Genomic DNA, 11659 nt, shown 5'->3' on the forward strand with positions numbered 1-11659 from the left:
CAGCCGGCCACTCGTACCCGGTCCAGCAAGTTTCCCACTAGGTGCCAACCGTTCTGCCCGTCAGAGGGTGGAATTCACCGCATACTGCTCCCGCAGTTCGCCCGCCACCCGCGTGGACGCTAGAGGCCGCTCCCGCGACGTACGGGCTTTCGGCCTCGCAGGTGCCGTGGTCAGCTCAGGAACCGGTTCTTCGTCGGCTTCCGGCTCCTCAGCCGCAGGCCGGATATCGAGCGGGCTGACGAGGTCATGCGAGCCCACGATCACGGCCCGCTCATCGATCAGGTTTTCGAGCGACGTGGAAATCGGCTCCCGCGTCGGTGTCTCCCCGCCGGCTGCTGTCGTGCGGCTGATGAGGGCGAGCCGCGCATCGGCCGGGGTCTTGCCCGCCGCTTTCATGAGATCTGCGCAGGCATCCGCCACCTCGGCCAGAGAGGGCCGCTCTTCCGGCGTATGAGTGAGCATCGCTGCGAGCAGCGCCTTGAGCCCTTCCGGCACACCGCTCAGATCCGGGCCGATCTCCGGATTCGAGACCTGCATGGCGACGGCCTCCCACTGGTGTCCGTCGTACGGATAGTGCCGGGACGCCGCATAGAGCAGGACCGTGCCCAGTGCGTACACATCCGCGGCCGGTGTCACCCGTGGATGCCCGCTCGCCTGCTCCGGTGGCATGCAGCGCACGGTCCCGATGATCACCCCGCTGTGCGACAGCGTGTCCTTGGCGGCGTCCATGAACGCACCCAGTCCGAAGTCGATGATCATGGGACCTTCGCTACCCAGCATGACGTTCTGAGGCTTCAGGTCCCGGTGGAGCAGTCCCGCGTCATGTACGGCACTGAGCCCTTCGGCAAGGAGCGCTCCAAGGCTGGCCACCAGCGGCAGCGGCAGAGCGCCGTCACTGTCCACGCAGTCCTGCAGTGTCCGGCCGGCCACGTACTCCATCGCCAGCCAGGGCCGATCCGCGAACGGATCGGCATCCAGGAACCGCGCCACCCGGTTGGTGCCGATCACGGTGCGAGCGATCAGCGCCTCCTTCTCGAAGCGCGCCCGCGTCACCGGGTCCAGCTTGTCGGAGCGAATGACCTTCACAGCTACGGGAGAGCCTGCGGGGGAGTAGGCGAGATATACCTCGCCCATACCGCCGGAGCCGAGCTCCCGAGCCACCGTATAGCGGCCAATCCGAGTGGGACTCCCGGTCATGAGCTCAGTCCACGCCTTTCCACATCAGCATCCGCCTGTGCCAGCAGTCTGCCTGGTCACCCAGCAATTTCGGTAGCCAGTCCAGCCCAGTGACCACGGAAGAGGATGAAGACCATGATCCGGCCTTTCGAGAACTGTGTGACCCACAGCGTTGGAGGTTGGCTGGAAACTGACGTTTGGCCCGTTGCTGCACAGAAACGTGTTCGCCTTCAATGGAGTTCTGCGCGTCTCCTCGCTGGTAGGGGCTCTAGCCAAGCAGGTGGTGCAAGAGTCGCCATTTGTCAGGATTCTCCGTGGTGCGGTATACGGTAGGGGTGCCAGTCCTTCAGGAGGATGTCGGCGACCGCTTCCTCGTAGACGGCGCGCCCTTCGTTTGTCATGATCTCGGCAAGGTTCGGATCCCATGGTGTGTCCTGGACTTTGCCGTTGAGTGGGACGTGCTCGGTGTCGGCACAGACTCCGTTGAGGTAGTCCCCACTGCTCATGCGCCAGGGCTCGGCCCCGTAGCGGGTACACAGGGCATTGGTCATCGCGATGCCGGGCCAGTCGAAGTCGCCGTGGTAGCGGAGTAGCCCTCCATCGTCGACGATCAGCCGGGCCAGTCGGTGGAAGGCGGTCGACGGGCGGCCTTCTGCGCAGATCAGGGGTGGGCTGCTCGTGCCGAGTTCGCCGGCGGCACGACGAAGCACGGCCGGGTTCTCGCACACGTACACCGTTGGCAGGCTGACGGCGATCGGCAGGGTGATGAGCTGGTGAAGGGTGATATGGAACGGGGTGCCGTAGCGGGCGGCGTCGGTGAGCCACTGGCCCAGCCCTTGCCCGGTCGCTGGGAGGTTGAGGACAAGGACGCGGCTGGCGAGGTCGTCGACAATGACGTCGAAGGCGTCCCACAACTCGCGCCGGGCCTCGGCTCCTGATTCGAGTGGCATTCCGCGTGCCGTGGCCAGGGCTCGCAGGACCAGGGTCGGCAGGGAGCCGCGGCCGGGGTTGAGAGCTTTGGTGTCCCCTGTGGTGGCGTCGGCCAGTGAGGGCAGCATCACCGGGAGTGATCCGCTGGGCCGACTGTTGAGGAACTCCAGGACGCGGACAGCCTGGCTGAGGAGTCGGGTGTTCTCCTTGTTGATCAGCCCCGTGATTGTGCCGTCGGATGCGAGGTCGGCCAGCCATTGCCGGTACCACGGATGCTCTGCGTGCAGCGGGCTGGCCTCGCCCTCGGCGAGGATCTTCTGCCGGGCCTGATCGAGTGCGGTCCGCTCATCGGCGCGCAAGCGCAGCTCCGGGCCGATTCGTTCCAGGATGTCGCGGAGCGACATGCCCGCGACGTTGCGGACACTTTCCTCCACCGCCGAGAGGGGGATGGTGATGCGGCGGACGTCGGCCGAGCGATAGGTGCCGGTGATGCCGATGACGGCGTTGCGTTCGGCAGAGGTCGGGTTGGTCAGGCCGATCGAGCCCTTGACCTCGCCGCCGTTGCGCTCGAGCGAGCGCCGGGCAGCGGCCAGGAGTCGGCGGAACTCGGGGGCCCTGTAGCGCTCGTATGCCTCTGTTGACCCGGTCATTCTGACTCCTCAGCGTCGTCGTTCGCTGGCTCGTCTTCGGGGGCGTCGGCGAGCAGTCCTGCCTGTGCGGGGACGTGGCGGCGGGGCGTGAAGCCGAGGAGTTCGGCGGCCAGGTCGTCGGATCCGGGAAATTCGAGGTCGTCGAGGATCTGTTCGCCGTCCCAGACGAGCAGCATGGCGGAGACAGTGTGGGATGCCTCGTCGTGCTTCATGTCGTAGTGCGAGATCTGCGGCACCTCGGGGTAGGCGATCCACAGGTCGTAGCCGGTCATGAAGAGGTCGAGGTCGAACTTGGCGGTGAGGGCGAGAAGGTCGGGGCGGTACTTCTCGTCGATGCCGGCGAATGCCTCGTCCAGCGCGATCAGGCGCGGGCAGGTGGGGTAGGCGGAGCTGTACTGGGCGTGGGCGGCTGCGAAGAGCGGCAGGTGGATCGAGGCGGACTTCTCACCGCCGGACATCACGCTGTGCTTGGCCTTGGTAAGGACCTCCCCCTTCTTCTTCTCCGCAGGGCTCATGCCCTGCCGGAACAGACGGAGTTCGAACCTGCGCCAGGCGCGATAGTCAAGGACTTCGGCGATCACTTGCTGGTAGCCGCGCTTCTTGTCGGCAGCTGCCTTGGCGCGGATCTGGCTGCGCAAGTGGGAGCGGAGTTCGGCCAGCCCAGCGGGGCCAAGGCCGGAGGCGTCCTTGTCGAGCAGCCTGTTGACGGACTGCTGGGAGTCGGTGAGGGCGTCGGAGACGACCCAGTTGATGCCAACCGTCGCGCCGGAGGACATCGGCTTGGCCCGGGTATCGGCGTCCATGCTCTTGACCAGGTCGCGGGCGGCGACGGTGCGGTCGTGGATCTGCTGGGCCAGTCCGGTCAGGAGCCCGTCCTCCAGGACGGTGCGTTCCTTGTCTTCCAGCAGCACACTCTGGTCGGCGAGCTGCTCGGCCAGACGGCGTCCGAAGTCAGCTACGGGGGCGGGTCCTTCGCTGTCGGTGACTCGGGCCAGAATGATGTCGCCGGCCGGCTCCCACTCGAAGAGGTAGCCCTGATCGGATTCCAGCAGGGCTGACTCCAGCGTGGTGATCGCCGTGGAGATCTTGGTCGTGACGGTCTTCAGGAGGCTCGCGGTGATCGGGCGACCACGGGTCGCCTCGTCGAGCGCGGTGATCAGTGAGGCGACGGATTCGGGGACGATGCTTTGGGCGGCCTCTGTGCCCGTGAGGGGGGTTTCGGGCGAGGTGAGGCTGTCCATGAGTGCTTGGACTGCCTCCTCGGGACTCGGCCACAGGTCGTGCGGTAGCCAGAGGGTGTCGGCGGTTGCTTCGAGCAGGCCGAGAAGGTCGGGCCGGGCGTAGGGCTCCAGCGTCAGTGTGGTGCGCACCTGCTCGGCCACGACTGTGGCCAGTGCTGTCCGTCCGAACTCCAGGGCGTAGTCGGCCTTCAGGAGCCGGTCGCGCTGCTCTTCCGCTTCCTTCTTCGCACGGCCGAATGTCTTCTGTGCCTTCGCGAGCTGTTCTTCGGATTCCGCGATCTGCTGGAGAATCTCCTGCAGAGGGGACTCGAGGGTTGCCTCCTGGGTCCGTAGACGTTCCTCCTGAACGGCGAATTCGTCCTTGCGCGCCTGCAGCGCCTCGGCCTGCTCTGTGCAGGACTCGGTCTGCTCGTCGATGATTTCCTTACGGTCGGCGATGTCGCGCTCGGCGGCCTCGGCCTGTTCACGGCAGGAGGAGAGCGCTCTGCCGGCGTCGGCGAAGTCATCGACGGCCTGGGTGACTTTATCCAGTTCCTCCCGATGTGTGGGCAGTCGCGCGGCCGTGGCGGCATGGCGAAGCTGCCGGTTCTTCTCATGAGCCCGGGCGATAGCCCCGTCGAGTCGCTTGCGTGCTTCGGTGAGGCGGCGGCGCGCTCCGGCGACCTTCTCCGCCACCACCGCCACCTCACGCACCGCATCGGTGATCGCCTGGGCGCGGGGGAGCTCGCGCCTGGCGCGGTCGAAGTCGTCGAATGCTTCGTGCGCGTACCGCTGCTGTGCTTCGATGCCGGCGAGCTCAGCTTCCAGGACGGCGATGGATTCTTCGATGCGTTCCAGCCGTTCGCGTCGACGGGCGGCCCGCGCGGTGGCCCCGATGTACTCCGGCTGAGGCTTGGGATGCGCACCTACCTGGACGCCGAAGCAGAAGTGCGATCCTGTGGTCACCGAGGGAGCAGGCGGCGCATCGTCCGCTGCCGGGGCGTGGTCCAGGACGGCGATGGAGGTCAGAACGGCCTGGACGGCAGCAGAGCTGACGTGCTGCTGATCTTCGACGGCCAGGACATCGGCCAGGGTGCGTCCGGTAGGCCGCTGAGCAGGAGGCAGCGGGCGCAGATAGGCGTCGGCGACCTTGGCGTGCAGAGCTTGGTCGGTCAGCGCGGTGTCGGGGTGCAGCCAGGCGGTAAGCAGGCCGGCCGCGTACAGGGCGCCTTCCACCGCAGCCGCGTGGCCGTCGGAGATGTGATCGGCGAACCGTACGAGCTGCCACAGCGGGGCGCCCGGCCGCTCATTGCGGCTGGCAGGGCGCAGGTCACTGGAGGGGGGTGCATCGTCGCCCTCAGCTGCCACGGTGTCGCGCTCTGCCTGCCTGGCGCGCAGAGCTTCCGCAATGTCGCTGTGCTGCCGCTTCAACGTCTCAACGCGGGAGAGCGCGTGGGTACGGCGCCGGTCGACGAGATTATGGAAGACCTCCGGCAGCGGGGCCGCCTCAGGTTCCTCCACGGCGCCGATGGCAGCTCGCAAAACGTCGCCGTCGGCGGCGACCAGGACCGCGGAATCCTCGCTGCCGCTCCAGCGGCCGATGAAGTCATCCAGTTCCTGGCCGGTCTCAATGCGGGCAGTGGTGAGCTTCTCCGCTGCCGCGGCGGACTGCCGCTCGGTCTCCGCCAGCTCGCCACTCGCCACGTCACAGTGCTCCTGCTCGCGCTCTTGGGCCTTCGTGGCGTTCTTGAAGGCGCCCAGCAGGTCTTGTACCTCCTGCAGTTCGCTGCGCCTCGCGGCAACCCGACCCGCGATATGCGTGTCCAGCTCAGCTCCGAGATCCAGCGTGTCGTCGTCGTTCAGGATGCCGCCACGGCGCGCCGCATCCATGAGGCCGTGGGTGTGCCGGGAGGCAGCTTTGCGCAGTTCGTCGTGCCGTTGGCGGGCGCGGTCCGCCTCCCCCTTGAGAGTGGCCAAGCTCTCTTGGGCCCGGTTGAGGTGGCGTGCACTTCCGGCGATACCTGTGCGCTCGGTGCTTACGCGCTCGCGCAGTTCCTTGAGCCCGTCCTGCTTCTTGATGGCGTCGTGGTTCTTGTACTCGGTCAGGCGGGCATCGACCTCATTGCACCGGCGCTCGCCGGAATCCCGCTCCTGCTGTGCCGCGGTCAGCTGCCGCTCGGCGGCGCGGCGGTCCTTCGCCGCTTCCATGATCGTCTCGCAGAGGGTGGCCGTGTCCTGGATGCGCCCGGAGACATGGTCGACGCGGTCACGGGCATGGGCGCGCAGATAACTGGTGTATTCACGGAGGAAGTTCCGGACTGCGGCATCCGCCCCCATAAGGGCGTTGAGAAGCGCCTGGATCTCGGCGAGGTTCTCGAAGTCGCGGGCGGCTTGCAGGATGAGGGCATCATCGACGGGCCGCAGGCCAGCGGTGAGGGTGTCGGACACCTTGACCGGGTCGAGGTCCTTGGCCAGCAGGGGGCGCCGCAGTTGGAGCAGAAGATTGACCAACTGGTTGTAGCGCTCGCGGCCCAGCCCGAACAGCCGGTCATCGATCGCCTCACGGTATGCCTCCGCTGTGGCGTAGGTGGCTCCTTCGCCCAGCAGCTTCTTCAGAGCGTTCTCCCGCAGCGGGCGCGAGGCGGCGTCGAGCAGACCGAAGTCGATACCGACCCTGCCCTCGGCGACGAAGAAGAAGCGCGCCGGCGTGGACATGGATTTGGTCACACGCATGCCGATCCCCACGGTGACGGCTTCGAGGACCTCATCATCGGGTCCGGTGCGGGCGAACTCCATCCATACATAGCCGTAAGCGGACTCCTGCTCCTTGTAGAGAAGGTTCGACTTCATGGTCCGCTCCTCGCCGCTGAACGGATCAAGACGCCGCGAGTCAAGGACACCGTCCAGTACGAGGGGGAACAGCACTTCGAGGGCCTTGGTCTTGCCGGAGCCGTTGTGCCCGCGCAGGACCAGCCGGCCGTCGGCGAAGACGAACTCCTCGTCGGTGTAGTCCCAGAGGCCGATCACCCCGGCGCGCGTGGGCTTGAAGCGAACCTCCGGCTGGTCAGCGGTGCGGGAATGAGGGATGAGCGTCATCGAGAAGTTTCCTCAACTGAAGTCGAGAGCGAACTGGCCGTCGAGCGCGGGACGTGACAGGACGGCGGTGATGTTTCGGTAGCGGCCGGCGGCGGGCCGCACCAGGACCCCGCCGGGGACGATATGGACAAGGCACAGGCCCGCCAGGAGCGCGATCGACTCGGCCAGCAGACCGCCGGAATCGGCCTGCCACTTGTTGGTGAAGGAGGAGGGGCCGAACTCTTCATAGAGTTCGGTGATCATCTGCTCGAGCTTGCCGTGTTCCACGAAGGGCAGGCCCGTCTGCCCCTCATGCTCTGTGGCGCCAGGATCGGCCTCGTCCGCGTGGTGGCCCGTGTACGCGTGGGGGTCGTGAGCTAGGGCTTCGAGCGTTCCGGCCTGCGGTAGGGCCATGTCGATGCGGCTCACGAGGTCCGCGTGTTCCTCCATCGGGTCGGCGGGCAGCAGGTACTGGAGACTGCTGGCTCGGTCCGGGTCCTCCCGCAGGTCCGCGATCTTCGCGAGCATCAACCCAGCGGTGCGGTTGACTGCCCCGCCGCGGCCGGGGAACCGCTTGTCGGTGAAGTGCCCTGTGGTGTCGACGAGCATGATCCCCTCTGCTCGGCGCTCGACAGGCAACCCGGTCAGCCGTGCGATGTCCTCGGCCAGGGTGGGCTGGCGCAGTGCTATCGCCGCGTCTGCGTCGGTGTTGCCGAAGTAGACCACCGGGTACTCGATCAGCAGCCGTCGGGCTCGCTGGGCAGCGAGTCGCCGACGGGGGTCCCGTCCGGTGCCGGCGGTCGGCGTGTCCAGCAGGCCAGCAGCGCTGACCAGGTGCTGCAGGGGCTTGTTCGGCCGGAACAGCGCCGCGCAGGTGTCGTGGTCGATGTCGAACAGCGCGTCCCCTCGGTCGTGGTCACGGGCCCAGTCCTCCATGGATCCGTCGGAGATCCGCAGCGCACCGCGCTCGACCAGCCAGTCCACCACGTCAACGACCGCGTCCTTGTGACCCGGTGCGGTCGCATCGAAGCCCAGATGCTCGATCGCATTGGCGGAGGGCGCGAGGAGTTTGACGAGATCTGCGAGGTTGATCTCGACCCGTGACCGGTGCAGGCACGCGAGGATCAGACAGAGGTAGGCCAGCCGTCGCCGGTCGAACGGCTTCTTGCTCTTCACCGTGAGGAACGCCTGGCTGGCATCGAAGGCATCCAGTCGCCGCAGCAGCCGTGCGTGACGAGCGCTGGTCTGCAAGGTGTAGCCGAACAGTTCCCGGAAATCCTTGGCCAGTTCGTCGGCCCACTGCAGCACCAGCGCCAGGGCCTTGGCCCGCGGGTAGCTCTCGTTGACGATGCCGTGCAGCAGCATGAGCCGGGCCGCTTGCTGGTACGAGCCAAGGTCCGCAGGCTCCACGGAGACGGCTACGCGATGGGTGGGCATCAGGGCGTCTCCGTTCGGCGCCGACGTATCGCACCATGGGGCTTGATCTCAAGAGTGAAGCCGGGCAGGTGGAGCGTGCCGGTCTCGGTCCTCAGCTGGCTGCCACGCTCGCTCGGGACCAGGCGCAGCGTGAGGACGTCGCTGCTGCCCGTGCCCGAACGCAGTCGGCCCGCCACGATCGTCCGCGCCTGAAGGGCACGGGTCAGCAGCTTGAGCACAGCGCGGGTCTCCGCGGCGTTCAGCACCCGACCGTGGGTTCCATGGTCCAGAAGGTCCGTGGCGGCCTCCCGATCCGCGGCCCGATCCGCCAACTGCTTTTGACGCAGTCGGGCATGAGCGCCACGGCTCGTACGGACCGGCTGCGGGCCGCCCGGCGCCGGCCGCTTGCCATGCCTGAACAAGCTGATGCTGACCTCCACCCCGGGCGCATCCCACCACGTCGTTCGCGGCGAGATCTGGTCGTCATCGTCATGCGCGCCCGACAGATGCCGCACCGAGCGCAGGTCGAAAGCAGCAGACACCAGAGCGTTGGCCGCCTGCTCACCCGGCGCCCCGGCCGCCCAGGCTGCGAGATGCCGCAGCTGGGTGGTCCGGCTCACCCCGCCTCGACGCGACTCCGTCACCTGCCGCAGCAAGGCGATCACGCCGGAGATAGCGGTGCGGGTAGCGCCTTGCAACTGGGCGGCCTTGGTCTCCCCAGCGCCTTCCGTCAAAAACCACTGGCGAAGCCCTATCCAGCGCCGCCGCCAGTCCTCAAGGCGCGCGGCCGGACGCATCATGGGCCGCTCATCCACAGCGGCGGCCCGCTCCAACAGGGTCTCCACCCCGCTGTCTTCCACCTCGTGCACGGCCTCGGCCAGCCGGGGCGCATAGCGCTCCAGTTCTGCCGTGAACTCGCTCATATGTGCCAACAGCGTGTGCTTGTAGCGCAGGAACGTCTCCGGGGAGATATCCGTCGTACGCGCCACATCGTTGAGGGTCAGATAGAAACGCGCCGCCCGCTGCGTCATGTCTTCCAACACGTTGTCGAGGCGGGCGAGCTTGCGGTACACCCCGTCCCGGTCGCCATCCCGGTTCGCGGCTGCCAGAGCCCTGAAGTCCGCCAGGATGTCCGCGAAGACCAGCCGTGACAGGTTCGCGTCCTGCACGCGAGAGCCGATGACCTCTTCCACGGCGCGGTAGACGCGGTAGCCGATCTCCGTGAACTGGTAGACCGACTGCCGGTTGCGGTACGCCGCCAAGTTGCCGCACCGGGCCGCGTCCTCCACTCGGTAGAGGACCTGCTCATTGTCTGCGGAGAGGTTGTCGAGCATAGCCCGTAGGTTCAAGTCTGCAGCGGACGGCACCTCGTCGTGCGCTAATGCCAACTCGTTGAGAGCGCGCGCTACGTCGTCCGGATGAACCTGGAGTTGATGTACGCCCCGCAGGACGTTCATTGCCCGTAGTACCCACAGATACGCCACGTCGTCATCACGCTGTGTGAAGTTGAACAGTCGTAGCCGGTCGCTCACAGTCAATGAATCAAGATCGAAGGACTCGGGGGCTCCCGAGTCATCTCGCTGGAACGCCAAAGCCGCCCTCGTCTCGCCTAGCCTTGCCCTCACCCTCGCAGATAGCACTGACAATCTCTCCGGAATCGGGAGAGAGGGGTTCTTCCTGGATGCCTGCCGCAGCGTTGTCTGTGTGGATGTCCTGTTCCGCCGGTGCCTTGCCTGCCTCGCGGGGTCCTCCAGGACTCCGGTTCCCCATCAGTGAACAGTGCGCACAACGAGCGATCTTGACGGGCGTTGGGAAGCCTGGGGCGTGCTCGCCAGAGCCAGGGCGCGTGTTTGGGGACGGGCTTGAGGGTCCCCCGACAACGCTGTGCGCTCGATGCGCAGGCGAGTCGGTGGAGCATTCGCCGCCGAGAGGGCAGATGCGACGGGTCGCATGCTGGAGCAGGTCTACACAGGCGGGGCGGATTCGTGGCATGCCATTGATGGGTTGCGCGAGTGCTTGTGCATCCAAGAATGGAGCAGGCGCTTAGAAGTAGCTTGCTGCGTTCCGTCACAAAGCCCTTTGACCTGCGGTTTCATCCGTATCTGACGGTTCGTCGGTGATTCTGTGGGACGCATGTGGGATGAGCGGACTTCTGTGACTCGTGGGATTGGGTGCATGGACGAGGTTCACGCCCCGGCCCCTCGCGTGATTTTCTCGCATCCGGCGTCCTGCGGGGGAAATATCCCTGCCCCTTCACGACGTTCTCGATCTTTGAATCGAGAAGAGGCGGGTGTACGGGACTGAAGCTGTTTCACACAACGAACGGAAGCGTGGTCGAGGTTGCGCCGCGGCTGGCTGAGGCCGAGGCGGATGTGCAGGACCTTGTCGAGGCCCACATGCACGTGATGCTGGGCGTCAGGTTCCTGGCGAGCGAGTACAGCACCGGGCCGGTTCACGGGGGAGGATCGACTCGCTCGGCCTCGACGAGAACGGTGCGCCGGTGATCGTCGAGTACAAGCGGGCGACGGACGCAGGTGTCATCCACCAGGGCCTCTTCTATCTGGCCTGGCTGATGGACCACAAGGCGGAGTTCCAGCGCTTGGTGCGCGACCGGCTCGGCTCTGAGGCGGCCGGGCAGATCCTGTGGAGCAATCCGCGGGTGATCTGCGTTGCCGGCGACTTCACCCGCTACGACGTCCACGCCCTGCGCGAGCACCGGCGCAGCATCGACCTCGTCCGCTACCGCCTCCATGGCGATGACCACATCGCCCTGGAGACCGTTGCCTCTGTCGCCGGGCACGCTGGAGCGTCCCGCCGCCGAAGGGGTGCGGGCGCTGCTGCAGCGGCGCCTCGCCGGGCGGCCGGTGGGGCGATGGCCGACCTCTCGGCTGCCGTGGGTGAGGTGCTGCTCGGTCTGGGTGGCGATGTGGCGGCGGTGCGGCGCAAGCAGTACACCGCCTACCGGCGGCTGCGGAACTTTGTCTGCGTTCCTCCGGCGCGCCAGGACAAGCTCCTCGCCTACGTGAGGGTTCACCCGGGTGAGGTCGATCTCGTGCCCGGGTTCACCCGGGATGTGACGGGGCTCGGCCATCACGGCACGGGGGACCTGGAGGTCCAGCTCCGGTCCGAGCGGGACCTAAAGCGCAAGGCCGTGAAGTTAGGGCTTCTGGGCTGGTGGCAAGGGGTGATCTG

5 protein-coding genes and 1 pseudogene are annotated in these 11659 nt (G+C 66.8%); 1 reads left to right on the top strand and 5 read right to left on the bottom strand.

All coding sequences use genetic code 11. The features are described from left to right. Window positions 1-60: 60 nt before the first annotated feature. The 5 genes from FF041_RS02915 to FF041_RS02935 form a co-directional block, all read right to left on the bottom strand. A complete protein-coding gene (locus FF041_RS02915) occupies window positions 61-1197 on the bottom strand; it encodes a serine/threonine-protein kinase (RefSeq protein WP_153520887.1) in 1137 nt (378 codons plus the stop codon). A gap of 281 nt (window positions 1198-1478) precedes the next feature. Then, window positions 1479-2756, bottom strand: coding sequence for a TIGR02679 family protein (locus tag FF041_RS02920; RefSeq protein ID WP_153520888.1), 1278 nt, complete (start codon window positions 2754-2756; stop codon window positions 1479-1481). After that, the gene (locus tag FF041_RS02925; protein WP_153520889.1) at window positions 2753-7072 is read right to left on the bottom strand and encodes a TIGR02680 family protein; all 4320 of its coding nucleotides are present in this window, start codon (window positions 7070-7072) and stop codon (window positions 2753-2755) included. The genes FF041_RS02920 and FF041_RS02925 overlap by 4 nt, the downstream gene beginning before the upstream one ends. Before the next feature lie 12 nt (window positions 7073-7084). Beyond that, window positions 7085-8488, bottom strand: a complete 1404-nt coding sequence (locus FF041_RS02930; RefSeq protein WP_153520890.1) for a DUF2398 family protein — start codon at window positions 8486-8488, stop codon at window positions 7085-7087. Then, window positions 8488-10107, bottom strand: coding sequence for a TIGR02677 family protein (locus FF041_RS02935; RefSeq protein ID WP_323391067.1), 1620 nt, complete (start codon window positions 10105-10107; stop codon window positions 8488-8490). The genes FF041_RS02930 and FF041_RS02935 overlap by 1 nt, the downstream gene beginning before the upstream one ends. A 690-nt stretch (window positions 10108-10797) precedes the next feature. Here FF041_RS02935 and FF041_RS37690 point away from each other — a divergent pair. Next, window positions 10798-11659 (top strand): annotated as a pseudogene (locus FF041_RS37690) (hypothetical protein); the annotation flags it as partial.

The sequence above is a fragment of the Streptomyces jumonjinensis genome (assembly GCF_009600885.1).
Classification (GTDB): Bacteria; Actinomycetota; Actinomycetes; order Streptomycetales; family Streptomycetaceae; genus Streptomyces; species Streptomyces jumonjinensis.